Genomic DNA, 24,582 nt, shown 5'->3' on the forward strand with positions numbered 1-24,582 from the left:
GCATTCTGTTGTAGGGGCGGGCTTGCCCCGCGAAGAGGCCAGTGCAGGTGCAACAAGGCTCAGTAGAACAACCGATACCCCACCAACCCCACCGCTTCATTGAGCAACTGCCCGCTTTGCCACATGGCCCGGCTCTCGGGCAGCAAGCCACCGAACGGCCGTGCATGATCGCGCCCCAGGTACCCCACCGGTGCCGGCACCACCTCGAACCCGGCCCGCTCGAAGCTCCAGCGTGAGCGCTGCATGTGCCACGCCTGGGTCACCACCACCACGCGGCGTATACCCAGCGGCCGCAACACCTTGGCGCTCAGCTGGGCATTCTCCCAGGTGGTGCGACTGGCTTCTTCCTTCCATTTCACCTCGACGGCGAAATCTTCGCGCAGGCGATCCGCCATCAACTGTGCTTCGCTAGGCGGCGTACCGTAATGCAAACCACCGCTGGTCAGCACCGGCAACCCCGAGGCTTTCGCCAGCCGAGCAGCAAAACGCATGCGCTCAAGGGCCGTAGCCGCAGGCTGGTCATCACCGCCCCAGGCCGGGTCACCGCGTTCGCGCCCAGCGCCAAGCACGACGATGGCGTCCGCCCTGCTCGCCAGGCCGGCCCAATCACCCGTCGACAGAGGCGGCTCGGTCTCCAGCAGGCGGGCGGACCCTTGCACCACCAGCGGCAAGCTCATCAGCCACAGGCCTCCCAGCCCCACGGCAAAACACAGCGCCGCCAGCCGCGGGCGCCGCCTGCGCAACCACCACGCAGCGAGCAGCAGCAGAAACAGGACGCCAGGCGGCATCAGCCATTGCTTGATGAAGAACCGAATCGGCATCGACACACCTCCATGGAAGGTGTGCAGCCTATAGAGGATCGACGCCGGCCAACAAGTCCGGGCCGGCGTCGATCATGGGAAGTGTGTTGAAGAACCGGCGCGCGATAGCCCGCGCCTGGCGTCCTGAACGGCTAGCGATGTGGCAGCGTCCTGGATCTCGCCGAATTGGCGGGGCGTTTCTTGTCCTTGAGCCAGATAATCTTGGCCGTTGCCGGTTCCGCTTGCGGGAATGTACCGGCGCAGGCATTTCGGCGTTCCGGGAGGGACTCCAGGTAAGCCTTGATCACTTCGAACTCTGCATGGCTCAAGCCACGCAACTCCAGTTCGGCTGGCATCTCGTCGCGTAATCTCACCGAGGTCCTGGCGACTTCCAGTGCCAGGCCAAGACGGTCGATCAGGCGTTCGTAAAGCTCCGGTTTGCTTGCGGGTAGCTGCGTCTCTCCCATCCGTTCACCTCATTGAAGATAAAGATTATCTCCCCCCACACCTGAGCTTAGCGTCGCAGCAAAAAGCAGCCGGATGCCGCGACCAGCGGGCATTCGCAATCAAGGTTTCCCACGATGCGCGGCGCTGCTGTATGCTACGGCGTTCACTCTAAACGACACCGGAGTGCCGGACGCAGCGAGGTTCCGCTGCCTGGAACAAGGTCTCTTCTCTCTCAGCAAAAAGTAGCCATGCACGAACAATACACGCCCCGTGATATCGAAGCCGCCGCCCAGAACTTCTGGGACGAGCAACAATCGTTCGCTGTTACCGAACAGCCAGGCAAGGACACGTACTACTGCCTGTCGATGTTCCCGTACCCGAGCGGCAAGCTACACATGGGCCACGTGCGCAACTACACCATCGGTGACGTGATTGCCCGCTACCAGCGCATGCTGGGCAAGAATGTCCTGCAACCGATGGGCTGGGACGCCTTCGGCATGCCTGCGGAAAACGCGGCGATGAAGAACAACGTCGCCCCGGCCAAGTGGACGTACGAAAACATCGACTACATGAAGACCCAGCTCAAGAGCCTGGGCCTGGCCATCGACTGGGCGCGTGAAGTCACCACCTGCAAGCCGGACTACTACCGCTGGGAACAGTGGCTGTTCACCCGCCTGTTCGAGAAAGGCATCATCTACCGCAAGAACGGGACCGTGAACTGGGACCCGGCCGACCAGACCGTACTGGCCAACGAGCAGGTCATCGACGGCCGTGGCTGGCGTTCGGGCGCGCTGATCGAGAAGCGCGAAATCCCGATGTACTACTTCCGCATCACCGACTATGCCGACGAGCTGCTGGAAAGCCTCGACGAGCTGCCGGGCTGGCCTGAACAGGTCAAGACCATGCAGCGCAACTGGATCGGCAAGTCGCGCGGCATGGAAGTGCAGTTCCCGTTCGACCAGGCCAGCATTGGCCACGAAGGCACCCTGAAGGTCTTCACCACCCGTCCGGACACCCTGATGGGCGCCACCTACGTCGCCGTTGCCGCCGAGCACCCGCTGGCCACCCAGGCCGCCCAAGGCAACCCGGCACTGCAGGCGTTCATCGACGAATGCAAGAGCGGCAGCGTCGCCGAGGCCGACATGGCCACCCAGGAGAAGAAGGGCATGCCCACTTCCCTGTTCGTCGAGCACCCGCTGACCGGCGAGAAACTGCCGGTGTGGGTCGCCAACTACGTGCTGATGCACTACGGCGACGGCGCCGTGATGGCGGTGCCGGCCCACGACGAGCGCGACTTCGAGTTCGCCCACAAGTACAACCTGCCGGTCAAGGCCGTGGTGCGCACCAGCGCTGGCGATGACGTCGGCAGCGAGTGGCTGGCCGCCTATGGCGAGCATGGCCAGCTGATCAACTCCGCCGAGTTCGACGGCCTGGACTTCGCCGGTGCCTTCGACGCCATCGAAGCGGCCCTGATCCGCAAGGAGCTGGGCAAATCGCGTACCCAGTTCCGCCTGCGCGACTGGGGCATCAGCCGCCAGCGCTACTGGGGCTGCCCGATCCCGATCATCCACTGCCCATCGTGTGGCGACGTACCAGTGCCGGAAGACCAGCTGCCAGTCACCCTGCCGGAAAACGTGGTGCCGGACGGCGCCGGTTCGCCGCTGGCACGCATGCCCGAATTCTACGAATGCAGCTGCCCGAAATGCGGCGCCGCAGCCAAGCGCGAAACCGACACCATGGACACCTTCGTGGAATCGTCCTGGTACTTCGCCCGCTACGCTTCGCCGAACTACGAAGGTGGCATGGTCGACCCGAAAGCCGCCAACCACTGGCTGCCGGTCGATCAGTACATCGGTGGTATCGAACACGCGATCCTGCACCTGCTGTACGCGCGCTTCTTCCACAAGCTGATGCGCGACGAAGGCCTGGTCACCTCCAACGAGCCGTTCAAGAACCTGCTGACCCAGGGCATGGTGGTCGCCGAGACCTACTACCGCGTGGCCAGCAACGGCGGCAAGGACTGGTTCAACCCGGCCGACGTCGAAATCGAGCGCGATGCCAAGGCCAAGATCATCGGCGCCCGCCTGAAGACCGACGGCTTGCCGGTGGAAATCGGCGGCACCGAGAAGATGTCGAAGTCGAAGAACAACGGCGTCGACCCGCAATCGATGATCGACCAGTACGGCGCCGATACCTGCCGCCTATTCATGATGTTCGCCTCGCCGCCCGACGCGAGCCTGGAGTGGTCCGACTCCGGCGTCGAAGGTGCAAGCCGCTTCCTGCGCCGCGTATGGCGCCTGGCCCAGGCTCATGTTGCCCAAGGGCTGCCGGGCAAGCTGGATGTCGCCGCACTGGACGACGCGCAGAAGGTCATCCGCCGCGCCATCCACGCCGCGATCAAGCAGGCCAGCACCGACGTGGGCCAGTTCCACAAGTTCAACACCGCCATCGCCCAGGTGATGACCGTGATGAACGTGCTGGAAAAGGCCCCGCAAGCCAGCGAACAGGACCGTGCCCTGCTGCAGGAAGGCCTGGAAGCCGTGACCCTGTTGCTGGCACCGATCACCCCGCACATCTCCCACGAGCTGTGGAAGCAGCTGGGCCACGATCAGGCTGTCATCGACGCTGGCTGGCCGGCGGTCGACGAGAGCGCCCTGGTACAGGACAGCATCACCCTGGTAGTGCAGGTCAACGGCAAGCTGCGCGGCCAGGTGGAAATGCCCGCCGCCGCCAGCCGCGAGGAAGTCGAAGCCGCTGCCCGCAGCAACGAAAACGTCCTGCGCTTCATCGATGGCCTGACCATCCGCAAGGTCATCGTGGTACCGGGCAAACTGGTCAACATCGTCGCCAACTGATGGCAACGCCCACCTGCACCCCATGCGGGTGGGCGGTATCGGCCCACAAGGGAGCAACAACATGATCAAACGCAATCTGCTGGTAATGGGCCTGGCTGTCCTGCTCAGCGCCTGCGGTTTCCAGCTGCGCGGCACCGGCACCAACGCCCTGAGCGTCAAGGAGATGGACGTCAGCGCGCGCAACGCCTACGGCCAGACCGTGGTGCAATTGCGCCAGGCACTTGAGCGCAGCGGCGTCAATGTGCACACCGGCGCACCTTATCGCCTGGTACTGACCAACGAGCAGGAAAATTCGCGCTCGGCGAGCTACGCCGGCGGCAACAGCACAGCCGAATACGAGCTCACCACCACGCTCAACTACAGCATCGTGGGCCTGAACAACCTCGAGCTGCTGAGCGACAAAGTCGACGTACGCAAAGTGTATGTGCGTGACGGCGGCAATATCACCGGCTCCGATCAGGAAGCCCAGCGGGCGCGCGAAGAAATGCGCCGCGACCTGGTGCAGTCGATGGTTGCGCGCCTGCAACTGCTGAGCCCTTCGCAGCTCGATGAGCTGCAACGCAAGGCCGACGCACGCGCCAAGGCTGAAGCTGACGCACTGGAGGCCGCGCGCCGCCAGCAGGCGGAAACGCCGCAGCAGTCGCCTCTGGAAGTCCCGGGCAACTAAGCCCGCGCGGGGCACTCCGGTGCCCCTCCTGCTCCCATGAAACTCGCCCCCGCCCAACTCAACAAGCACCTGCAAGGCAGCCTGGCCCCGGTCTACGTGGTCAGCGGTGACGACCCGCTGCTGTGCCAGGAAGCTGCCGACGCCATCCGCAATGCGGCGCGCCAGCAAGGTTTTGACGAGCGCCAGGTGTTCAGCGCCGACGCCAACTTTGACTGGGGCACCCTGCTGCAAGCGGGTGCCAGCCTGTCGCTGTTCGCCCAGCGGCGTCTGCTGGAGCTGCGCCTGCCTTCAGGCAAGCCCGGTGACAAAGGCGCTGCGGCGCTCATGGAGTACTGCGCCAAGCCCGCCGAAGACACCCTGCTGCTGATCAGCCTGCCCAAGCTCGATGGCAGTGCGCAGAAGACCAAGTGGGGCAAGGCACTGATCGAAGGTGCCCACTGCCAGTTCATCCAGATCTGGCCGGTGGATGCCCAGCAATTACCCCAGTGGATCAACCAGCGCCTGTCTCAGGCCGGGCTGTCGGCCCAACGCGACGCGGTCGACCTGATCGCCGCACGGGTCGAAGGCAACTTGCTGGCCGCCGCCCAGGAAATCGAAAAGCTCAAGCTGCTGGCAGAAGGCAACCAGATCACCGTCGAAACGGTGCAGGCTGCTGTGGCCGACAGTGCGCGCTTCGATGTCTTCGGGCTGGTTGATGCCATCCTTAATGGCGAAGCCGCGCATGCCCTGCGCATGCTCGAAGGCCTGCGTGGAGAAGGCGTGGAACCTCCGGTGATTCTCTGGGCACTGGCCCGTGAATTGCGCTTACTGGCCGGGCTCGCGCAACAGTTCAGTCAAGGTGTGCCGCTGGACAAGGCGTTCAGCCAGGCGCGCCCACCCGTCTGGGACAAACGCCGACCACTGGTCAGCAAGGCCCTGCAGCGCCTCTCGGCACAGCGTTGGGCGCAGTTGCTGCAGGATGCCCAGCGTATCGATGCGCAGATCAAGGGGCAGGCCGAGGGCTCGCCCTGGACCGGGTTGTCGCGGTTGGCGCTGTTGATGGCCGGGCAGCGATTGGTGCTTCCTTCGGAATAAGTTCGAAGCGGCCCCAAGGCCTCAGCCATAAACACAATCAATTGGCCCCGCCACCCTCTCAGGCCTAGAGTGCACCCCGAAACCCACCCAATCGGGAACCCCGCCATGAGCAAAAAGCCGAAAAAGCACGGCCCCAACAAGGCCAAGTCGATCATCGCCCAACCGCTGTTCCGCTGCCGCCAGGAACGACCGGAAAAGGGCAAAGGCAGCTACCGCCGCGAAGCCTTCCAATCGAGAGATTGGGAGGCTTCCTACTTTTTGGCCGCATGAAAGCATCGCAAGCGCAGGCATGATATGGTCGGCACCTGACCTGCAATTCTGGATCTGTGCATGCTCTTGAGTCTTCTCCCCCGTTGGAATTCCCGCCAGTTGCTCGCGGCCTCCAGCTTCATCCTGCTCGTCGCCTGCGCGGAAAAACCCACCGCCGCCGACGCCCTGCCGCTGGCCCCCGCCCAGCCTGCCCCGGTGGTTACCCTGCCTGGCGCCACGCCCGACGTCAGCACTGAAATACAGCCGCTGCAAACCTTCGCTCAATGGCAAGCCGGTTTCCGCCAACAGGCACTGCAGGCCGGCATCGCGGCAAGCACCTTCGACAGTGCATTTCTCGGCGTCACGCCAGACATGGACGTGATCAAGGCCGACCGCAGCCAGCCCGAATTCACCCGCCCGGTGTGGGAGTACCTCGATGGAGCGCTGTCGCCCCTGCGCGTGCGCAATGGCAAGAAGCTGCTGGAACAGAACGCCGATCTGCTGACCCGCATCGAGCAGCGCTATGGCGTCGACCGCCAGGCGCTGGTGGCGGTATGGGGCATGGAGAGCAACTTCGGCCAGTTCCAGGGCAGCAAGTCGGTGATCCGCTCGCTGGCCACCCTGGCCTATGAAGGGCGTCGCCCACAGTTCGCTCAGGACCAGCTGATCGCCGCCCTGCAGATCATCCAGCATGGCGATATCCAGCCTGAGGCCATGCGTGGTTCGTGGGCCGGTGCCATGGGCCAGACCCAGTTCATCCCGACCACCTACAACACCTACGCGGTGGACTTCGACGGTGACGGCCGTCGCGATATCTGGAACAGCACACCCGATGCCCTGGCCTCGACGGCCAACTACCTGCAAAGCTCGGGCTGGAAGCATGGCCAGCCGTGGGGTTTCGAAGTGCAGGTGCCAGCAGGCTTCGACTATTGGCAGGCCGACGGCGCGCTGCGCAAGCCGGTCTACGAGTGGCTGCAGATGGGCGTGAAACTACCGGCGGGTACCCAGCTGCCAGCCGGCAGCAACCAGCTGTCAGCGGCCCTGCTGTTGCCGGCCGGTGCCCGTGGACCGGCGTTCCTGGTGCTGGACAACTTCCGCGCGATCCTCAAGTACAACAACTCGTCGTCCTATGCCCTGGCGGTGAGCCTGCTGGGTGATCGCTTCTCGGGCTGGGGCTTCATCAGCGGCAGTTGGCCGAAAGAAGACCTGCCATTGAGCCGCAGCGAGCGGATGGAGTTGCAGAATCTGCTGAATGCCAGCGGGCATGAGGCGGGGAACCCGGATGGCATCATCGGGGCCAATACCCGCAAGGCGATTCGTAATGCCCAGCAGCAGCTGGGGTGGCCGGCGGACGGTTATCCAACCCACAAGCTGCTCGATAGCCTGCGTCAGCGCTGATGCACATGGGGCCGCTTGGCGGCCCCGGCTATTTCAAGCCTTGAACAAATCCTGATCCAGCATCAGCGTCTGCTTATCACTGTCCAGCCTCACCCAGGCCCCCAGCGGCAAGCACACATTCGGATCACAATGCCCACTGCGCCACCCGGCCAGCACCGGCACGCCCAGCGGCCCGAAGGTCTGCTCCAGCAGTGGAACCAACGCCGCAACGGTTATTCCGGCAAAATCCCCCACTAGTACGCCCTTGATGCCCTTTAGCTTGCCTGCCAAGCGCAACTGGGTCAGCAAACGATCCACACGATACAACGGCTCGTTGACGTCCTCGATGAACAGGATGCAGCCTCGGGTATCGATTTCCGCCACCGTCCCCAGGGTCGCCCCCAGCATCGACAGGTTCCCCCCCAGCAAGCGACCGCTGGCGACACCGGGTATCACACAACTCAAGGCGAAGTCGCCCGGGTGGACAATCTGATCACCCTCCCCCAGCAGCCCGGCCAACTGCGCCAGCAGCGACGACTCGGTCGGCTGCAACTTGGCCCCCAACAGGTCGGCATTGAGCATCGCGCCGTGGAAAGTGATCAGCCCGGTACGCTGATAGATCGCCGTGTGCAGCGCGGTGATATCGCTGTAGCCGATCAGCGGCTTGGGGTTGCAACGAATCAGCTCGAAATCGAGCCTATCGAGCAGGCGCATGCTGCCATAGCCACCGCGCATGCACAGGATCGCGTCGACCTCAGTATCGGCAAAGGCCGCATGCAGGTCCTGCAGGCGCTGCTCGTCGCTACCGGCCAGGTAACCCTCGGCCTCGTGAACGCCCGGGTAGATACGGCAGCGGTAGCCACGCTCGGTGAACCACTGGCCAGCCTTCTGCACATCCAGACGGGCCGGGCCGGCCGGAGCAACGATGGCGAAGCAGGCACCTTGCGACAATGGACGGGTTAGGTAGGACTCAATATTCTCAGGGCAATTCATCGCACAACTCCTTGCTGGTAGATGGCTGGCGATTATCTTCGTGATCACCAGCCTCACCCACGGGGATAAAATCCCCCATAAAAAATGCCGATGCCGCCTTTCAGCGTGCATCGGCATGTTCAGCGGGCGCGCGGATCAGAGCTTGATCTTGGCTTCGTGAGCCTGCTGGTCGGCGTGGTACGACGAACGTACCAACGGGCCCGACGCGACGTTCTTGAAGCCCATCTTGTAGCCTTCCTCGGCGAACCAGGCGAAGGTGTCCGGGTGGACGAAGCGCTGCACCGGCAGGTGGCTGCGCGACGGCTGAAGGTACTGGCCGAGGGTCAGCATGTCGATGTCATGCTCGCGCATGCGGTGCATTACTTCGATCACTTCCTCGTCGGTTTCGCCCAGGCCGAGCATCAGGCCCGACTTGGTCGGTACGTGCGGAACCATCTGCTTGAACTTCTGCAGCAGGTCCAGCGACCAGTCGTAGTCCGAACCAGGGCGCGCGGCCTTGTACAGGCGCGGTACAGTCTCGAGGTTGTGGTTGAACACGTCTGGTGGCGTTTGCGCGGTGATTTCCAGGGCGACGTCCATGCGGCCACGGTAGTCCGGCACCAGGGTTTCCAGCTGCACGCCCGGCGACAAGGCACGGATTTCGCGAATGCAGTCGGCGAAGTGCTGGGCACCACCGTCACGCAGGTCGTCACGGTCCACCGAGGTGATCACCACGTATTTCAGGCGCAGGTCGGCGATGGCCACGGCCAGGTTCTTCGGCTCGTCCAGGTCCAGCGGCTTCGGCCGACCGTGGCCGACATCGCAGAACGGGCAGCGACGGGTGCAGATGTCGCCCATGATCATGAAGGTTGCGGTACCACCGGAGAAGCACTCGCCCAGGTTCGGGCAGGACGCCTCTTCGCACACGCTGTGTAGCTTGTGCTTGCGCAGCAGCTGCTTGATGCGGTCGACTTCCGGGGATACCGGGATGCGCACGCGGATCCAGTCAGGCTTTTTCGGCAGTTCGTCGGTGGGGATGATTTTCACCGGGATACGCGCGACCTTTTCGGCGCCACGCAGTTTAACCCCGGCTTCCACTTTCTTCGGCGCTGGGCGCGCGGTGGCATCCTGGGTAGGGATCAGGTTCGGCACGGCTTCTTGCACAGTTGTCATATTCAGTCGATTCCGCCCGTGAGGGTCGTCTGCTCAGCATAGTCGAGGTGCCTGACCAGCTGTCCGCGCAGCCTTGTCCTGACCTCGTCGAGTTCGATCGGGCCTGCCAGGTCGCGCAGCTGGGTCATGGCCAGCCCCGCATACCCGCAGGGGTTGATTCGGCGGAATGGCGCAAGGTCCATGTCCACGTTCAGAGCAAGGCCGTGGAAGGAACGGCCGTTGCGGATTCGCAGGCCGAGGGAGGCGATTTTCGCTCCGTCGACATAGACACCCGGCGCATCGGGCTTGGCCACGGCATTGACGCCATAGCTGGCAAGCAAGTCGATCAGGGTCTGCTCGATGCGGCTGACCAGCTCGCGCACGCCAAAGCCCAGACGGCGCACGTCCAGCAGCAGGTAGGCCACCAGCTGCCCGGGGCCATGGTAGGTCACCTGGCCACCGCGATCGGTCTGCACCACCGGTATGTCGCCCGGTACCAGCAAGTGCTCGGCCTTGCCGGCCTGGCCCTGGGTGAAGACCGCGGGGTGCTCGACCAGCCAGATTTCATCCTGGCTGTCCGGGCTACGCTGCTCGGTGAAGCGACGCATGGCCTCCAGCACCGGTTCATAGGGCTGCAGGCCAAGCTCGCGAATACCGAGGCTAAGCGACATCAGAGCACCATTTTCACGATGCCGGTGGCACGCAGGGCACTGTTGATGTCGTGTAGCTGGTCTTCACTGGTGGCAACGATATGCAGTTGCACCGTGGTGTACTTGCCTTCCTTGCTTTGACGCTCGGCCAAAGTAGTCATATCGACTTCGGCGTACTTCTTGAGGATCTCGATGACCGTGTCCTTGAAATGGACAACGGTATCGCCGATGACCTTGATCGGGTAATCGGCGCAGGGGAATTCGATCTTGTGCGACTTGACGTCAGGTTCGCTCATGGCGGAAACGGCCTCGTAAGCCGTGGCAACAACAACGCCCCCGCAGGATGCGCGGGGGCTTGCAGGTCACGTATCAGTTGAACAACCCGTAGAAGAATAGACGGATGCTATCCCACATACGGCGGAAGAAACCACCTTCCTCGACGCCATCGAGGGCGATCAGGTCGGCGCTGTGAACCACGTTCTCGTCCAGTTTGACTTCCACTTTGCCGATCACGTCACCTTTGGCGATCGGTGCGGTGAGCTGCGGGTTCATGGTCATCGAAGCCTGCAGGCGCTTCAATTGGCCTTTAGGCATAGTCATGGTCAGGTCGTCGGCCAGGCCTGCCTTGACTTGGCCGGTAGCGCCCTTCCAGACCGGAGCCTGGGCCAGCTCGGTACCCTTCTGGTAGAAAGTCTGGGTTTCGAAGAAGCGGAAACCGTAGGTCAGCAGCTTCTGGGTCTCGGCGGCACGAGCCTGTTCACTGTTGGTACCGAACACCACGGCGATCAGGCGCTGACCGTCACGTACGGCCGAAGCCACCATGCAGTAGCCAGCTTCTTCGGTGTGGCCGGTTTTCAGACCGTCGACAGTTTTGTCACGCCACAGCAGCAGGTTGCGGTTTGGCTGCTTGATGTTGTTCCAGAAGAACTCTTTCTGCGAGTAGATCGCGTAGTGGGCCGGGTCGATGTTGATGATCGCGCGGGCCAGCAGGGCCATGTCGTGAGCCGAGGAGTAGTGCTCCGGGTTCGGCAGGCCGGTCGGGTTCATGAAGTGGCTGTTGGACATGCCCAGTTCAGAAGCCGTTTTGTTCATCATGTCGGCGAAGGCGTCTTCGCTGCCGGCAATGTGCTCGGACAGGGCGACCGAGGCATCGTTGCCCGACTGGATGATGATGCCGTGCAGCAGGTCGCTGACGGTGACCTGGCTGCCGACCTTGATGAACATGCGCGAACCGCCGGTACGCCAGGCGTTTTCGCTGACGGTGACCGGGTCGTTCTCGCCGATCTGGCCACGACGGATGTCGACGGTGGCGATGTAGGCGGTCATCAGCTTGGTCAGGCTGGCTGGCGGCAGACGCTCGTCACCGTTGTTCTCGACCAGCACGTTGCCGCTGGACGCGTCCATGAGTACGTAAGACTTGGCTGCCAGTTGCGGTGGCGCCGGCATCATCTGCTCTGCTGCAAAGGCAGCAGGCGTGAGCATCAGCAGTACGGGCAGGCAAAGTCGTTTGGCAAGGTTGGTGATGTTCATCCGTCTCTCGAAAATCGCTAATGGTCTGATGTTCCCTGGGCCACATCGTGTGCCCAGCGCCAGTCAGTCTAGTTTTGATGGCCATGGCCGGCCCACCCCTGAACGGCTGAATCAGGGTGCGGCTTTATGTCGCTGCGGGCAAAAGCCGACATTGTACATGGCCGGGGCCGGCAATTCATGACAAAACCGACAGTTTGTGGGGGCCAGGGGCCCCACAGAACTGTCAGTCAGCTGTGACCAGCTTGGCCTGGCCAAGGTTCGCCAGGCGAATGCTGTCTTGTGCCTGCTGGATCTCGCCCTGGCTGCTGAACGGCCCCAGGCGCACGCGGTGCAGGGTTTGCTGGTTACGCACGATGGAGCTGATGAATACCGGCGCGCTGACCATGGTGCTGAGCTTGGAGCGCAGCAGTTCGGCAGCATCCGGGTTGGCGAAGGCGCCCACCTGAAGGACGTTGCCAGCAGCGCCAGCTGGCACGTTGCCGCCACCCACCTGCACCGGCACCACTGGCGCCGCGTGCTGCTGCGGCGGCGGGGTCCACTGCTCGACCCGCCCGGTGCTGGCCGGAATCGCCTGGGTCTGGGCGACCTGCGGCTCTTTCAGCATCAACGGCGGCTGCTGGCCCTTCTGTGCCCACCATTGCTGCGGATCGATACCCTCCACTCGCACGTGCGCGGTGCCGATCTCGGCGTAGCCGAGCTTCTTCGCTGCGGCGTAGGACAGGTCGATGATGCGGTCGGAATAGAACGGGCCACGGTCGTTGACCCGCAGGATCACACTGCGGCCGTTGGCCAAGTTGGTCACCCTTACATAGGCCGGCAATGGCAGGGTCTTGTGCGCCGCACTCATGCCGTACAGGTCGTACAGCTCACCGTTGGCGGTGTTCTGGCCGTGGAACTTGGTGCCGTACCACGACGCTGTGCCCTCGGCACGATAGTTGCGCGCGTCCTGCATCGGATAGTAGGTCTTGCCCAACACGGTGTACGGGTTGGCCTTATAGGCACCGGTATGCATGGTCGGGGTGGCATCGGGGATCTTGTTGACGTCCACATCCCACCACGGCGCACCGTCCTTGTGGGCACGGTTGATGTCCAGGCCGGGCTGCGAGCGGACAACGTTGCCACTGCCCTGTGAGGTCGGGCGGCTGGAAGAACAGCTGACCAGCAGCATGCCGACGGTCATGCAGGTCAGCAGTTTGAAGATGTTGCCAGAGAGGATTGCGCGCATTACTTGACGCCCCGTACTTGGACCAGCTGTTCCGCAAGCTGATGCACCGCCATGGCATACATCACGCTGCGGTTGTAGCGAGTGATCGCGTAGAAGTTCTTCAGGCCCATCCAGTACTCGGGGCCTTTGTCGCCATCCAGGCGGAAGGCAGTAACCGGCAGATCATCGCGCAAAGCATCATGGCTCGACCACCCCAGCGCCCGCAACTCCCCGAAGGTTTTCGCCGGCTCGATACCGGTGGTCAGGCCGAGATCCGCCTGTGCGCCACTGACCTGGGCGCGGCTGACCACGCGCTCGCCGGCTACCCAGCCATGGCGCTTGAAGTAGCTGGCCACGCTGCCGATGGCGTCGTCGGGGTTGTTCCAGATATTGATGTGGCCGTCGCCGTCAAAGTCCACCGCGTAGTTGCGGAAGCTGCTCGGCATGAACTGCGGCAGGCCCATGGCCCCGGCATAAGAACCCTTGAGGGTGAGCGGATCGATCTGCTCGTCACGGGCCAGCAGCAGGAACTCACGCAGTTCCTTGCGGAAGAATTCCGCGCGCGGCGGGTAGTCGAAGGCCAGGGTCGACAAGGCATCGATCACCCGGTAATTGCCGGTGTTGCGGCCGAAGAAGGTTTCCACGCCGATGATCGCGACGATGTACTGCGCCGGCACGCCATATTCTCGCTCGGCACGGGCCAGCACCGCTTCGTGCTGGCGCCAGAAGTCAACGCCACGGGCGATGCGCGCGTCGGTGATGAACATCGGCCGGTATTCCTTCCACGGCTTGACCCGTTCGGCCGGGCGCGAGATGGCGTCGAGGATCGACTGCTTGCGCTGCACCTCGCGAAACACACCATTCAATTGCTCGGGGGCAAACCCATTGTCGCGGCTCATCTGGAGCACGAACTCGGTCACTTGCGGCGAGCCGTCGTAATCGCCGGCATGGGCCAGCTGTACAGCGCCGAACAGGCCCACCGCGCCGATCCACGGCGCACAACGGGCAGCCCAGTTACGCACTGCTTGCATGAAATTCTTCACCTTATTCAAACCTGCGCAATCCACTTGCGGTGCGTGTGGATCGACATCAGAACGCCAAACGCTGACAGCAGCGTCACCAACGAAGTTCCGCCATAGCTAATGAAGGGCAGCGGCACGCCCACCACGGGCAACAAGCCGCTGACCATACCGATATTGACGAACACATACACAAAGAAGGTCATGGTCAGGCTGCCCGCGAGCAGCTTGCCAAACAGGGTCTGCGCCTGTGCGGTGATCATAAGCCCGCGGCCGATCAGCAGCAGGTAGACGATCAGCAGCAGGCAGATACCGACCAAGCCGAACTCTTCGCCAAGCACCGCAATGATGAAGTCGGTGTGGCTCTCCGGCAGGAAGTCCAGGTGCGACTGAGTACCCAGCAGCCAGCCCTTGCCAAACACGCCACCGGAGCCGATCGCCGCCTTCGACTGGATGATGTTCCAGCCGGTACCCAGCGGGTCGCTCTCCGGGTCGAGGAAGGTCAGTACACGCTGCTTCTGGTAGTCGTGCATCACGAAAAACCACATCGCCACCGCCACCGGCACCGTCGCCGCGAGCACGCTGAGGATCCAGCGCCAGCGCAGACCACCCATGAACAGCACGAATGCACCGGAGGCGAGAATCAGCAGCGCCGTGCCCAGGTCAGGCTGACGGACGATAAGAATGAACGGCACGCCGATCAACACCAGGCTTATTGCCACGTGTTTCAGGTGCGGCGGCAAGGTGCGCTTGGAGAGGTACCAGGCGATGGTCGCCGGCATGATGATCTTGAGGAATTCCGAGGGCTGGAAGCGGATCACCCCGGGGATGTTGATCCAGCGCGTGGCGCCCATGGCGTTGTGGCCCATGACGTCCACCACCACCAGCAGGAACACCCCGACCAGATACGCCAGCGGTACCCAGCGCGCCATGAAGCGTGGCTCCAGCTGGGCGATGACGAACATCGAGACCAGGCCGATGCCGAACGAGGTAGCCTGCTTGAGCAGCAGGTCCCAGTTCTTGCCGCTAGCCGAATAGAGGACGAACAGGCTGCCGGCCGCAAGGGTCAGCAGGATGATCAACAAGGGGCCGTCGATGTGGATGCGCTGCAGGAAGCTGGCGCGTCGACGCATCACGTCCTCGCTGGAGAGCATGCGATCGAAATTGTTCTTCACTGGGCCGTTTCCTGGGCGACGGTGGCAGGCGCGAATTCGCTTTTCAGCCGGCCGCTCTCGTCGAGCAGCCAGGCGTCCATGATCTGCCGCACCACTGGCGCGGCGACGCCGGAGCCGGACTCACCGTTCTCGACCATCACCGAAACCACGATCTTCGGATCGTCGGCCGGGGCAAAGGCCACGAACAGCGCGTGGTCGCGGTGGCGCTCCTGGAGTTTGTTGCGGTCGTACTTCTCGCCCTGCTTGATCGCTACCACCTGAGCGGTACCGCTCTTGCCGGCGATGCGGTATTGGGCGCCGGCTGCGGCCTTGCGCGCGGTACCGCGGGCGTTGTGCATCACCTGCTCCATGCCGTGGGTGACCTTGGCCCAGTCAGACTTGTCGCGCAGGACGATGTCTTCCATCGGGTTGGGGTCCACCGGCGGCTGGCCTTCGATGGTCTTGGCCAGGTGCGGACGGTTCCACACGCCCTTGTTGGCGATCAGCGCGGTGGCCTGGGCCAGCTGCAGCGGCGTGGCCTGCATATAGCCCTGGCCGATGCCGAGAATCAGTGTCTCACCCGGGAACCAGGCTTGGCGGCGGGTGGCGCGCTTCCACTCGCGCGACGGCATCAGCCCGGGCGACTCCTCGAACATGTCGAGGGCAACCTTCTGGCCGATGCCGAACTTGTTCATGTAGCCGGACAGCCGATCGATACCCATCTTGTGGGCAAGGTCGTAGAAGTAGGTGTCGTTGGAGCGCATGATCGCGGTGTCCAGGTCGACCCAACCGTCACCGGTACGGTTCCAGTTACGGTATTTGTGATCGTAGTTGGGCAACTGATAGTAGCCAGGGTCGAATACTCGGCTGCTGGCATTGACCACCCCGCTGTCGAGGCCGGCGATGGCCACCGCCGGCTTGATGGTCGAGCCCGGCGGGTACAGGCCACGAAGCACGCGGTTGAACAGTGGCCGGTCGATCGAATCACGCAGCTCGGCATAGGCCTTGAAGCTGATGCCGGTGACGAACAGATTGGGGTCGAAACTCGGCTGGCTGACCATCGCCAGCACCTCACCTGTACGCGGGTCGAGCGCCACCACTGCGCCACGTCGGCCACCCAGGGCGGCCTCGGCGGCTTCCTGCAGCTTGATGTCGAGGCTCAGCACGATGTCCTTGCCCGGCTTCGGGTCGGTGCGCTTGAGCACCCGCAGGACCCGGCCGCGAGCGTTGGTCTCGACTTCCTCATAACCGACCTGACCATGCAGCTCGGGCTCGTAGAAGCGCTCGATGCCGGTCTTGCCGATATGGTGAGTGCCGCTGTAGTTGACCGGATCGAGGGTTTTCAGCTCTTTTTCGTTGATCCGGCCGACATAACCAACCGAATGAGCGAAGTGCGCGCCCTGTGGGTAGTGGCGCACCAGCTGGGCAACAACTTCCACACCCGGCAGGCGGAACTGGTTGACCGCCACGCGGGCGATCTGCTCTTCGTTCAGCTCGAACAGGATCGGCACCGGCTCGAACGGCCGACGTCCCTGCTTCATGCGCTTCTCGAACAGCGCCCGGTCGTCCGCCGTCAGGTCCAGCACTTCGACGATGTTATCCAGCACCTCCTGCCAGTTGCCTGCGCGTTCGCGGGTCATCGACAGACTGAAGCTAGGCCGGTTGTCGGCGATGATCACCCCGTTGCGGTCGAAAATCAGGCCACGTGTAGGCGGAATCGGCTGCACATGCACCCGGTTGTTCTCCGACAGCGTCGAGTGATAGTCGTACTGGATGATCTGCAGGTAGTACAGCCGCGCGACCAGCACGCAGATGAGCAGGATGACCGCCACCGCGCCGACCACGACGCGGTTACGCACCAGGCGGGCGTCTTTCTCGTGGTCCTTGAGACGGATCGGCTGCGACATCGGACTGCTTACAGGCTCATTTGTGGTAAGGGTGCCCGGACAACACGGTCCAGGCGCGGTAGATCTGCTCGCCGATGAGTATCCTTACCAACGGGTGCGGCAGGGTCAGCGGCGACAGCGACCAGCGTTGCTCGGCGCGCGCACAGACCTCAGGCGCCAGCCCTTCCGGGCCGCCCACCATCAAATTCACCGTGCGCGAATCCAGGCGCCAGCGGTCCAGCTCAGTTGCCAGCTGCTCGGTACTCCAGGGCTTGCCATGGACCTCGAGGGTGACGATGCGTTCCCCAGGCTGAACCTTGCTCAGCATGGCTTCGCCCTCCTGACGGATCAGGCGGGCGACGTCGGCATTCTTGCCACGGGTGTTCAGCGGGATTTCCACCAGCTCGAGCGACAGCTCCTGGGGCAGGCGCTTGGCATATTCATGCCAGCCTTCCTCGACCCACTTGGGCATGCGCGAGCCGACCGCGATCAGGCGCAGACGCACGACGCTTCCTTATTCCCGGTCTTTCAGCTTGTCGGTGAAGTAGTCGCTGGCGTTTTCCGGGCTGTGGTGCTTGGCATCAACGGCACGGCTCTGCTCGGCACCCAGCCACAGGCGCTCCAGGTCGTAGAACTGACGGGCAGCGGCGGTCATCATGTGCACGATGACGTCGTTCAGGTCCAGCAGTACCCAGTCGCTGTCGCCCTTGCCTTCCTCGCCCAGCGGCTGCGCGCCTTCTTTCTTGACCGTTTCACGGACCTTTTCCAGCATCGCGTTGATCTGGCGGTTGGAGGTACCGGTGGCAATGATCATGTAGTCGGTCAGGCTGTGCTTTTCGCGCACGTCGATGACCTGGATGTCCTGGGCCTTGACGTCTTCCAGGGCGCTGATGGTCAGTTTGACCAGTGCTTCGCCATTGATTTTCTGCTTGCTCATATAAAACTCTTCAACTCGTTTGAATGAGGCGCCCTGGGGCACCGTCAGTTAGGGGCACGATACAGTTCGTGCGCCTCGATGTAGGCCAGTACGGCGTCCGGCACCAGGAACCTCACCGATTTGCCGCTGGCCAGCAGCTGTCGGATCTGTGTAGCCGACACCGCGAGCGGCGTCTGCCAGACGAACGAAATATTCCCCGCCGGGCCGGACATGGCGGTGGGATCGCTCTCCGAGCGCGCAGCCAACAGGTTGCGCAACTCGTCAGGGGGTTCAACGTCGGCATCCGGGCGTTGCAGCACCAGGACGTGACAGTGTTGCAGCAGTTCTTCCCAGCGGTGCCAGGTGGGCAGGCCGCAGAAGGCATCCCAGCCGAGCACCAGGAACAGCTGGTCGTCGACGCCCAGCTCGGCGCGGATCGACTCCAGCGTGTCGATGGTGTACGACGGTTTGTCGCGCTCCAGCTCGCGGGCATCGACGCTGAGGCAGTCAACGCCCTGCACTGCTTCACGGACCATGGCCAGGCGATCCTGCGCCGCCACCTGCGGGGTATCGCGGTGTGGCGGGCGGGCGTTGGGCAACAGGCGCAGCTCATCAAGCGCCATGAACTCGGCCACCTCCAGCGCGCTGCGCAGGTGGCCGATGTGCACGGGGTCGAAGGTACCGCCAAGAATGCCGATGCGCCGGACTGCCTGGGCCTTGCTCAACTCAGCAGGACTCCTGGCCACGCAGCTGGCCGTCACCGATCACCACGTACTTCTCGCAGGTCAGGCCTTCCAGGCCGACCGGGCCGCGGGCGTGCAGCTTGTCGGTGGAAATACCGATTTCCGCGCCCAGGCCATACTCGAAGCCATCGGCGAAGCAGGTCGGGGTGTTGAGCATCACCGATGCCGAATCGACCTCGGCCATGAACTGGCGGGCCTGGCCCTGGTGTTCGGTGATGATCGAGTCGGTGTGGTGCGAGCCGTACTGGTTGATGTGCTCGATGGCCTGGTCCAGGCCGTCGACGACGCGGATCGACAGGATCGCGTCGAGGTACTCGGTGTGCCAGTCGTCTTCAGTGGCCGGCTTGGCGTCGATCAGCGCACGCGTGAGCTCGCAGCCACGCAGCTCGACGCCCTTCTCCTGGAAGCGGCGGGCCATTTCCGGCAGGAAGCCTTCGGCCACGCGCTGGTCGACCAGCAGGGTTTCCATCGCGCCGCAAATGCCGTAGCGGTAAGTCTTGGCGTTGAATGCCACGCGCCAGGCCTTGTCCAGGTCGGCGTGCTCGGCCACATAGACGTGGCAGATGCCGTCCAGGTGCTTGATGACCGGCACGCGGGCATCGCGGCTGATGCGCTCGATCAGGCCACGGCCGCCGCGCGGCACGATGACATCGACGAACTCGGGCATGCTGATCAGGGCGCCAACGGCTTCGCGATCAGTGGTCTCGACCACCTGCACCACGGCAGCCGGCAGGCCCGCCGCAGCCAGGCCACGCTGGATGCAGATGGCGATAGCGCGGTTGGAATGAATGGCCTCGGAGCCCCCACGCAAGATGGTGGCGTTGCCCGATTTCAGGCACAGGCTGGCGGCATCGATGGTCACGTTCGGACGCGACTCGTAGATGATCCCGATCACTCCCAGTGGCACCCGCATCTTGCCGACCTGAATGCCCGACGGGCGGTAGCTCATGTCGCGGATCGCGCCGACCGGGTCTGGCAGGCTGGCCACCTGGCGCAAGCCGGTGATCATGCCGTCGATGCGCGCGGGACTCAGTGCGAGGCGGTCAAGCAGCGCGGGCTCCAGGCCATTGGCACGGCCGGCGGCCAAGTCCAGTTCGTTGGCTGCGGCAAGCTCGGCGCGCGCAGCATCCAGCGCATCGGCGGCGGCCTGCAGGGCGCGGTTCTTCTGCGCGGTGCTGGCACGTGCGATGACGCGGGAAGCCTGGCGAGCGGCGCGACCCAGGCGGGTCATGTAGTCAAGAACGGACTCAGTCATGGGTTCGGTGTCTTGGCGAAGGGGAAATCGGCTGATTATAACTGTCGCGCAGGTATACGCCCAGCGGCGGGTGGCGGATGGTAGAAAATGGCTCGCAAGAATCCATAAGAAAGATGTAACTGCGCTTATCGAACTGTCCCGGTTAAGCCTCGATTAAGCTATTCATTGCTATCATCCCCGCCTTTAATGCCACGAACCGCCAGCATGCCAGCCCCAGCTCCCTGCCCTGCACGCGCCCTCCCTGACAGCTTCTTCGACCGCGACGCCCAGACTTTGGCCAAGGCGTTGCTGGGCAAAGTCATCCGTCATCGGCATGGCAACCTGTGGTTGGCCGCACGGATCATCGAGACCGAGGCCTATTACCTCACCGACAAAGGCAGCCATGCCTCGCTCGGCTATACCGAAAAACGCAAGGCGCTGTTCCTCGACGGCGGGCACATCTACATGTATTACGCCCGCGGTGGCGACTCGCTCAACTTCAGCGCCCAGGGCCCAGGCAACGCGGTACTGATCAAGTCCGCCTACCCTTGGGTCGATGCCATCTCCGATGCCAACAGCCTGGCACAGATGCAGCTGAACAACCCCGACGCCAGCGGCAACCTGCGCCCACCCGAGCGCCTGTGCGCCGGGCAGACCCTGCTGTGCAAGGCCATGGGCCTGAAAGTGCCGCACTGGGACGCGCAACGCTTCGACCCTGAGCGCCTGTACGTCGAAGACTGCAACATCGCCGTGCCACGGGTGATCCAGGCCGCGCGCCTGGGCATACCCCATGGGCGCGACGAGCACCTGCCGTACCGCTTCGTCGATGCCGAATTCGCCCGTTTCTGCACCCGGAACCCGCTGCGACGGGGCCAAGTCGAAGGGCAAGACTTTTTCATCCTCAAACAAGGAAGCTGAAACATGGGCCAATGGCTCGACAGCCTGACCGGCTGGCTCAGTGCTCACCCCCAGTGGCTTGGCCTGGCGATTTTCCTCGTGGCTTGCGTGGAATGCCTGGCCATTGCCGGCATCATCGTGCCAGGCACGGTACTGCTGTTCGCCGTTGCCGTGCTGGCGGGCAGTGGCGCCTTCAGCCTGGGTGAAACCCTGCTGCTGGGGTTCCTCGGCGGCCTGCTCGGGGACGCGCTGTCGTACACCATCGGCAAGTACTTCCACCAGAACATCCGCCGCCTGCCGCTGCTGCGCCACCACCCGGAATGGATCGGCAGCGCCGAGGCCTACTTCCAGCGCTACGGCATTGCCAGCCTGCTGGTCGGCCGCTTCATCGGCCCGCTGCGGCCGATGCTGCCGATGGTCGCCGGGATGTTCGACATGCCGCTGCCACGCTTCATCGCCGTCAGTCTGGTGGCGGGCGCGGGCTGGTCGGTCGCCTATCTGCTGCCAGGCTGGGCCACCGGTGCGGCCATGCGCCTGCCTTTGCCGGAAGGCTTCTGGCTGGATGCGGGCATCATTGCCGGGACCCTGGCGGTGCTGATCGGCCTGAGCCTGAACAGCAGCCTGCGCGATCAGCGTCATGGCACCCGACTGATCGCCGGCCTCAGTTTCATCGCCTTGACAGCGGTGTTTCTTGGCTGGCCCTACCTGCAGGCCTTCGACCAGGGGGTGATGACGTTGGTGCAGGAGCACCGTAGCAAGGTGATCGACGGCACCGTGGTGCTGGTGACCCGGCTGGGCGACTTCAAGACTCAGTTTTTCCTGGGCGGTTTGCTGACCGGCTTGCTGCTCCTGGCGCGTCAGTGGCGCCATGCCCTGTTCGCGGGCGGCACGCTGATTGGCACGGCGCTGGCCAATGGTACGCTGAAATGGCTGTTCGCCCGTGCCCGCCCGGAAGTACTGAGCGACCCGCTGACCAGCTACAGCATGCCCAGCGGGCACAGTTCGGCTTCGTTCGCGTTCTTCCTGACCCTGGCGGTACTCGCCGGGCGCGGCATGCCGCCGCGCATGCGCCTGACCTGGGTGATGCTGGGCTGCATTCCGGCGCTGGCAATTGCCTTGTCGCGGGTGTATCTGGGCGCGCATTGGCCGACCGACATCATGGCCGGGGCCTTGCTGGCCTGTTGCGTGTGTGCGCTGAGCCTGACGCTGGTGCAGCATCGACAGCCGCTGACTGCGCTGCCGCAGAAGGTGTGGTGGCTGGTTTTGCCGGCGTGTATCGCATTGCTGGCATTCTTTGCCATGCATGCGTTGCCCCACGCCCTGCTGCGTTACCAATATTGAGAGGCCGGTACAGGCCACTGAATTCAATCAGGCGAACAATTCGCCCTGAATCCGCTCCAGCAGCTTCTGGATCTCTTCCAGTCGCTGCGCCGGCGAGTCGATCGCGAGCAAGTCCAGCTTGTCTTCTTCCATGAATGGCAGCAAGTAGGCCAGCTGGTTGGCCAGCGCCTGGCGCCCGTCGACTTCCCGCGGCATGTCCAGCGCCTCGACCATCGGATGCTCGCCCAGCGCCACCAAAAGCGCCAGCAGGTCATCGTCGTGCTCGGTGAGCGGGCTGTCCGGCTGCTCCGTCAACCAATGCACCTCGCCCAACAGCAACTGGTCCTTCTGCACTTCGGTCTGGCTCAGCTCGAAGCGTCGTACACCCTCCACCCGAATACCCAGCAAGCCGTTGTCCTGCTGGACGAAGTCGCGGATCACCGCCTCGCAACCGATCGACGCCACCACTGGCGGCGCCTTGCCGACCTGTTCGCCTTCGACGATGCATACCACGCCAAAGCCGGTGCCCTGCTTCATGCAGCGGCCAATCATGTCCAGGTAGCGCGCCTCGAAGATCTGCAGATCCAGCAGGCAACCAGGAAACAACACGGTATTGAGGGGAAACAGCGGTAGCGTCATCACAATTCCTCAAGCCACCAGGCTGACCGCCAACGGCAGGAACACCGCCGTGGCCACCCCCATCAGGCTCATCGCCAGCGCGGCAAAAGCGCCGCATTCATCACTTTCCTGCAAGGCCACCGAAGTGCCCACGGCATGGGCCGTCACCCCCAGCGACATGCCACGCGCCTCCGGGCTGAGCACACCCAGGCGGGTCAGCAGCGCAGGGCCGAAGATCGCCCCGATCACGCCAGTAATCAATACAAACACGGCCGCCAAAGCCGCCACACCACCAATCTGCTCGGCCACCAGCATGGCGATCGGCGAAGTGACCGACTTCGGCGCCATGGTCATCAGGATCATGTGCTCGGCACCGAACCACCAGCCCAGCAGCAGGCAGCAGACCGTGGCGAACAGGCCTCCGATTACCAGCGTAGTAAAAGTCGGCCAGAACAGCTGCCGGATGCGTCGCAGGTTGAGATAGAGCGGTACCGCCAAGGCCACGGTGGCGGGGCCGAGGAGGATGTTCATGATTTCGGTGCTCTTGCGGTATTCGGCGTAACTGATGCCGCAGGTCAGCAACACGCCGATCACCAGCAGCATCGATACCAGCACCGGCTGCAGGAAGATCCAGCGGGTCTTTTCATAGGCTGCCAGTACGATCTGATAGGCACCCAAGGTGATGCCGATGCCGAACAAGGGATGATGGATGACTGCGTCGAGCGCGCCTTGCCAGTCAAGAATCATGGCCGCTCCTCACGCTTGCCATGCTGGCGATCGATGAGCTTCTGCATCAACAGGCCGACGAACACCAGGGTCACCAGGCAGGAAATCAGCAAGGCACCGGCAATCGCCCAGAAGTCTGCAGCAATGTCCTTGGCATAGACCATCACCCCCACCGCCGGCGGCACCAGCAGCAGTGGCAGGTAGCGCAGCAGGCTACCGGCGGCCTCGCTCAGCGGCTTGCCGACTTCGCCACGGGCCATGAGGAAGCACAGCAGCAACAACAGGCCAATGATCGGCCCCGGTAGAATTGGCACGCACAAGTGATTGAGCGCCGTACCCAGCAGCTGAAACAGCACCAGCCAGGTCAAACCACGCAACAGCATAAGTATCTCCTTCAGGCATGCCGGCCATTATAAGCATGGGCTGCCTGTAAGCCGATATTCGCCGAAAAGCGGGCATCTTGACTGAAACGGTTCGCCGTGCTGATCTTGCACTCTCGTACCAAATGACAACCTGGAGAGTCGCGATGCCCTATGTACCGGTAAACGAGCTATCGCAGTACGTTGGAAAGGAGCTGGGACGTTCCGACTGGCTGAAGATCGACCAGCAGCGCATCAACCTGTTCGCCGAGGCCACCGGCGATTTCCAATTCATCCATGTCGACCCGGAAAAGGCGGCGAAAACCCCGTTCGGCACCACCATCGCCCATGGTTTCCTGACCTTGTCGCTGATCCCCATGCTGATGCTGGACATCCTGCTGCTGCCTGAGGGGGTGAAGATGGTTGTCAACTACGGGTTGGACAGCGTGCGCTTCATTCAGCCGGTGAAGGTCGACAGCAGGGTACGACTGAAGGTGGACCTGGGTGAGGTGATCGAGAAGAAGCCTGGGCAATGGCTGCTGAAAGCCACCGTTACTCTGGAGATCGAAGGCGAAGAGAAACCGGCCTATATCGCCGAACCCCTCTCGCTCTGCTTCGTCTGATTGGCCCTATTCGCGACGGTTCGACGCCTCGATGAACCCGCTCCCAGCGGTACCGCGCCAGCCTGAAGCTGTACGGCCCCCTGTGGGAGCGGGTTTACCAGCGAAGAATT

26 protein-coding genes are annotated in these 24,582 nt (G+C 63.3%); 8 read left to right on the plus strand and 18 right to left on the minus strand.

Annotated elements, in window-relative coordinates:
- Positions 1–59: 59 nt before the first annotated feature.
- Both ACOKS3_RS26035 and ACOKS3_RS26040 read right to left on the minus strand, forming a co-directional pair.
- On the minus strand, positions 60–821 hold the full coding sequence (locus tag ACOKS3_RS26035) for a YdcF family protein (RefSeq protein ID WP_422763632.1): 762 nt from the start codon (positions 819–821) through the stop codon (positions 60–62).
- Between the two features lie 131 nt (positions 822–952).
- On the minus strand, positions 953–1,267 hold the full coding sequence (locus ACOKS3_RS26040; RefSeq protein ID WP_103448841.1) for a hypothetical protein: 315 nt from the start codon (positions 1,265–1,267) through the stop codon (positions 953–955).
- A gap of 228 nt (positions 1,268–1,495) precedes the next feature.
- Here ACOKS3_RS26040 and leuS point away from each other — a divergent pair, with 228 nt between their 5' ends.
- From leuS to ACOKS3_RS26065, 5 genes are all read left to right on the plus strand, one after another.
- The gene (leuS, locus tag ACOKS3_RS26045; RefSeq protein WP_422763631.1) at positions 1,496–4,102 is read left to right on the plus strand and encodes a leucine--tRNA ligase; all 2,607 of its coding nucleotides are present in this window, start codon (positions 1,496–1,498) and stop codon (positions 4,100–4,102) included.
- Positions 4,103–4,163: 61 nt separating this feature from the next.
- Positions 4,164–4,769 (plus strand): LPS-assembly lipoprotein LptE, encoded by a 606-nt coding sequence (locus ACOKS3_RS26050; RefSeq protein ID WP_103448839.1) that lies wholly within the window; start codon positions 4,164–4,166, stop codon positions 4,767–4,769.
- A 36-nt stretch (positions 4,770–4,805) separates the two neighbouring features.
- Positions 4,806–5,843 (plus strand): DNA polymerase III subunit delta, encoded by a 1,038-nt coding sequence (holA, locus tag ACOKS3_RS26055; RefSeq protein WP_103448838.1) that lies wholly within the window; start codon positions 4,806–4,808, stop codon positions 5,841–5,843.
- Between the two features lie 105 nt (positions 5,844–5,948).
- Positions 5,949–6,113: an alternative ribosome rescue factor ArfA gene (arfA, locus tag ACOKS3_RS26060; RefSeq protein ID WP_145190513.1), complete on the plus strand. Its 165-nt coding sequence runs from the start codon at positions 5,949–5,951 to the stop codon at positions 6,111–6,113.
- 60 nt (positions 6,114–6,173) lie between these two features.
- Positions 6,174–7,490, plus strand: coding sequence for a lytic murein transglycosylase (locus ACOKS3_RS26065; RefSeq protein ID WP_103448836.1), 1,317 nt, complete (start codon positions 6,174–6,176; stop codon positions 7,488–7,490).
- 33 nt (positions 7,491–7,523) lie between these two features.
- Here the strand turns inward: ACOKS3_RS26065 and ACOKS3_RS26070 are convergent, their stop codons facing one another.
- The 13 genes from ACOKS3_RS26070 to ACOKS3_RS26130 all read right to left on the minus strand — a co-directional run bounded on the left by ACOKS3_RS26070 (position 7,524) and on the right by ACOKS3_RS26130 (position 19,950).
- The gene (locus tag ACOKS3_RS26070) at positions 7,524–8,462 is read right to left on the minus strand and encodes a S66 peptidase family protein (protein WP_103448835.1); all 939 of its coding nucleotides are present in this window, start codon (positions 8,460–8,462) and stop codon (positions 7,524–7,526) included.
- Positions 8,463–8,597: 135 nt separating this feature from the next.
- On the minus strand, positions 8,598–9,614 hold the full coding sequence (lipA, locus tag ACOKS3_RS26075) for a lipoyl synthase (RefSeq protein ID WP_060509515.1): 1,017 nt from the start codon (positions 9,612–9,614) through the stop codon (positions 8,598–8,600).
- Between the two features lie 2 nt (positions 9,615–9,616).
- A complete protein-coding gene (gene lipB, locus ACOKS3_RS26080; RefSeq protein WP_103448834.1) occupies positions 9,617–10,264 on the minus strand; it encodes a lipoyl(octanoyl) transferase LipB in 648 nt (215 codons plus the stop codon).
- On the minus strand, positions 10,264–10,539 hold the full coding sequence (locus ACOKS3_RS26085) for a DUF493 domain-containing protein (RefSeq protein ID WP_103448833.1): 276 nt from the start codon (positions 10,537–10,539) through the stop codon (positions 10,264–10,266). Before ACOKS3_RS26085 ends, lipB begins: the two co-directional genes overlap by 1 nt.
- 73 nt (positions 10,540–10,612) lie before the next feature.
- Positions 10,613–11,773: a D-alanyl-D-alanine carboxypeptidase family protein gene (locus ACOKS3_RS26090; protein ID WP_103448832.1), complete on the minus strand. Its 1,161-nt coding sequence runs from the start codon at positions 11,771–11,773 to the stop codon at positions 10,613–10,615.
- A gap of 223 nt (positions 11,774–11,996) precedes the next feature.
- The gene (locus ACOKS3_RS26095; protein WP_103448831.1) at positions 11,997–12,998 is read right to left on the minus strand and encodes a septal ring lytic transglycosylase RlpA family protein; all 1,002 of its coding nucleotides are present in this window, start codon (positions 12,996–12,998) and stop codon (positions 11,997–11,999) included.
- Complete coding sequence (mltB, locus tag ACOKS3_RS26100) at positions 12,998–14,008, minus strand: lytic murein transglycosylase B (protein WP_103448830.1); 1,011 nt, start codon at positions 14,006–14,008, stop codon at positions 12,998–13,000. Before mltB ends, ACOKS3_RS26095 begins: the two co-directional genes overlap by 1 nt.
- Before the next feature lie 17 nt (positions 14,009–14,025).
- A complete protein-coding gene (rodA, locus tag ACOKS3_RS26105; RefSeq protein ID WP_050437190.1) occupies positions 14,026–15,129 on the minus strand; it encodes a rod shape-determining protein RodA in 1,104 nt (367 codons plus the stop codon).
- 38 nt (positions 15,130–15,167) lie between these two features.
- Positions 15,168–17,057, minus strand: coding sequence for a penicillin-binding protein 2 (mrdA, locus tag ACOKS3_RS26110; protein WP_103448829.1), 1,890 nt, complete (start codon positions 17,055–17,057; stop codon positions 15,168–15,170).
- A 16-nt stretch (positions 17,058–17,073) separates the two neighbouring features.
- A complete protein-coding gene (gene rlmH, locus ACOKS3_RS26115) occupies positions 17,074–17,541 on the minus strand; it encodes a 23S rRNA (pseudouridine(1915)-N(3))-methyltransferase RlmH (protein WP_008090421.1) in 468 nt (155 codons plus the stop codon).
- A 9-nt stretch (positions 17,542–17,550) separates the two neighbouring features.
- Positions 17,551–17,973 (minus strand): ribosome silencing factor, encoded by a 423-nt coding sequence (gene rsfS / locus ACOKS3_RS26120; RefSeq protein ID WP_103448828.1) that lies wholly within the window; start codon positions 17,971–17,973, stop codon positions 17,551–17,553.
- A 44-nt stretch (positions 17,974–18,017) separates the two neighbouring features.
- Entirely contained in the window at positions 18,018–18,677 is a 660-nt protein-coding gene (nadD, locus tag ACOKS3_RS26125; protein ID WP_103448827.1) for a nicotinate-nucleotide adenylyltransferase, read from the minus strand.
- Between the two features lies 1 nt (position 18,678).
- Complete coding sequence (locus tag ACOKS3_RS26130; RefSeq protein WP_103448826.1) at positions 18,679–19,950, minus strand: glutamate-5-semialdehyde dehydrogenase; 1,272 nt, start codon at positions 19,948–19,950, stop codon at positions 18,679–18,681.
- A gap of 186 nt (positions 19,951–20,136) precedes the next feature.
- Between ACOKS3_RS26130 and ACOKS3_RS26135 the strand changes: the two genes are divergently transcribed.
- Both ACOKS3_RS26135 and ACOKS3_RS26140 read left to right on the plus strand, forming a co-directional pair.
- The gene (locus tag ACOKS3_RS26135) at positions 20,137–20,847 is read left to right on the plus strand and encodes a DNA-3-methyladenine glycosylase (RefSeq protein ID WP_374755319.1); all 711 of its coding nucleotides are present in this window, start codon (positions 20,137–20,139) and stop codon (positions 20,845–20,847) included.
- A gap of 3 nt (positions 20,848–20,850) precedes the next feature.
- The gene (locus ACOKS3_RS26140; RefSeq protein ID WP_103448824.1) at positions 20,851–22,167 is read left to right on the plus strand and encodes a bifunctional DedA family/phosphatase PAP2 family protein; all 1,317 of its coding nucleotides are present in this window, start codon (positions 20,851–20,853) and stop codon (positions 22,165–22,167) included.
- A 27-nt stretch (positions 22,168–22,194) separates the two neighbouring features.
- On the opposite strand, the gene ACOKS3_RS26145 is transcribed toward ACOKS3_RS26140, so the two are convergent.
- Genes ACOKS3_RS26145 through ACOKS3_RS26155 form a run of 3 tightly spaced genes read right to left on the minus strand, consistent with a single transcriptional unit; the run spans position 22,195 to position 23,873 of the window.
- Entirely contained in the window at positions 22,195–22,785 is a 591-nt protein-coding gene (locus ACOKS3_RS26145; RefSeq protein WP_422763627.1) for an LON peptidase substrate-binding domain-containing protein, read from the minus strand.
- 9 nt (positions 22,786–22,794) lie between these two features.
- The gene (locus ACOKS3_RS26150) at positions 22,795–23,511 is read right to left on the minus strand and encodes an LrgB family protein (RefSeq protein WP_103448822.1); all 717 of its coding nucleotides are present in this window, start codon (positions 23,509–23,511) and stop codon (positions 22,795–22,797) included.
- On the minus strand, positions 23,508–23,873 hold the full coding sequence (locus ACOKS3_RS26155; RefSeq protein WP_422763625.1) for a CidA/LrgA family protein: 366 nt from the start codon (positions 23,871–23,873) through the stop codon (positions 23,508–23,510). The genes ACOKS3_RS26150 and ACOKS3_RS26155 overlap by 4 nt, the downstream gene beginning before the upstream one ends.
- 143 nt (positions 23,874–24,016) lie before the next feature.
- On the opposite strand from ACOKS3_RS26155, the gene ACOKS3_RS26160 reads away from it, so the two are divergent.
- Positions 24,017–24,472, plus strand: coding sequence for a MaoC family dehydratase (locus ACOKS3_RS26160; RefSeq protein WP_103448820.1), 456 nt, complete (start codon positions 24,017–24,019; stop codon positions 24,470–24,472).
- The last annotated feature ends 110 nt before the right edge of the window (positions 24,473–24,582 follow it).

This window comes from Pseudomonas sp. HS6-2 (genome assembly GCF_049325675.2).
GTDB lineage: Bacteria > Pseudomonadota > Gammaproteobacteria > Pseudomonadales > Pseudomonadaceae > Aquipseudomonas > Aquipseudomonas putida_N.

Coding starts and splice junctions, on each gene's coding strand:
- ACOKS3_RS26065 (WP_103448836.1), top strand. CDS start 6,174: ATGCTCTTGAGTCTTCTCCCCCGTTGGAATTCCCGCCAGTTGCTCGCG.
- ACOKS3_RS26050 (WP_103448839.1), top strand. CDS start 4,164: ATGATCAAACGCAATCTGCTGGTAATGGGCCTGGCTGTCCTGCTCAGC.
- ACOKS3_RS26135 (WP_374755319.1), top strand. CDS start 20,137: ATGCCACGAACCGCCAGCATGCCAGCCCCAGCTCCCTGCCCTGCACGC.
- rsfS (WP_103448828.1), bottom strand. CDS start 17,973: ATGAGCAAGCAGAAAATCAATGGCGAAGCACTGGTCAAACTGACCATC.
- ACOKS3_RS26085 (WP_103448833.1), bottom strand. CDS start 10,539: ATGAGCGAACCTGACGTCAAGTCGCACAAGATCGAATTCCCCTGCGCC.
- mrdA (WP_103448829.1), bottom strand. CDS start 17,057: ATGTCGCAGCCGATCCGTCTCAAGGACCACGAGAAAGACGCCCGCCTG.
- lipB (WP_103448834.1), bottom strand. CDS start 10,264: ATGTCGCTTAGCCTCGGTATTCGCGAGCTTGGCCTGCAGCCCTATGAA.
- ACOKS3_RS26130 (WP_103448826.1), bottom strand. CDS start 19,950: ATGACTGAGTCCGTTCTTGACTACATGACCCGCCTGGGTCGCGCCGCT.
- leuS (WP_422763631.1), top strand. CDS start 1,496: ATGCACGAACAATACACGCCCCGTGATATCGAAGCCGCCGCCCAGAAC.
- rodA (WP_050437190.1), bottom strand. CDS start 15,129: ATGCGTCGACGCGCCAGCTTCCTGCAGCGCATCCACATCGACGGCCCC.
- mltB (WP_103448830.1), bottom strand. CDS start 14,008: ATGCAAGCAGTGCGTAACTGGGCTGCCCGTTGTGCGCCGTGGATCGGC.
- ACOKS3_RS26145 (WP_422763627.1), bottom strand. CDS start 22,785: ATGACGCTACCGCTGTTTCCCCTCAATACCGTGTTGTTTCCTGGTTGC.
- ACOKS3_RS26095 (WP_103448831.1), bottom strand. CDS start 12,998: ATGCGCGCAATCCTCTCTGGCAACATCTTCAAACTGCTGACCTGCATG.
- holA (WP_103448838.1), top strand. CDS start 4,806: ATGAAACTCGCCCCCGCCCAACTCAACAAGCACCTGCAAGGCAGCCTG.
- ACOKS3_RS26150 (WP_103448822.1), bottom strand. CDS start 23,511: ATGATTCTTGACTGGCAAGGCGCGCTCGACGCAGTCATCCATCATCCC.
- ACOKS3_RS26140 (WP_103448824.1), top strand. CDS start 20,851: ATGGGCCAATGGCTCGACAGCCTGACCGGCTGGCTCAGTGCTCACCCC.
- lipA (WP_060509515.1), bottom strand. CDS start 9,614: ATGACAACTGTGCAAGAAGCCGTGCCGAACCTGATCCCTACCCAGGAT.
- ACOKS3_RS26155 (WP_422763625.1), bottom strand. CDS start 23,873: ATGCTGTTGCGTGGTTTGACCTGGCTGGTGCTGTTTCAGCTGCTGGGT.
- arfA (WP_145190513.1), top strand. CDS start 5,949: ATGAGCAAAAAGCCGAAAAAGCACGGCCCCAACAAGGCCAAGTCGATC.
- ACOKS3_RS26160 (WP_103448820.1), top strand. CDS start 24,017: ATGCCCTATGTACCGGTAAACGAGCTATCGCAGTACGTTGGAAAGGAG.
- ACOKS3_RS26070 (WP_103448835.1), bottom strand. CDS start 8,462: ATGAATTGCCCTGAGAATATTGAGTCCTACCTAACCCGTCCATTGTCG.
- ACOKS3_RS26040 (WP_103448841.1), bottom strand. CDS start 1,267: ATGGGAGAGACGCAGCTACCCGCAAGCAAACCGGAGCTTTACGAACGC.
- ACOKS3_RS26090 (WP_103448832.1), bottom strand. CDS start 11,773: ATGAACATCACCAACCTTGCCAAACGACTTTGCCTGCCCGTACTGCTG.
- ACOKS3_RS26035 (WP_422763632.1), bottom strand. CDS start 821: ATGCCGATTCGGTTCTTCATCAAGCAATGGCTGATGCCGCCTGGCGTC.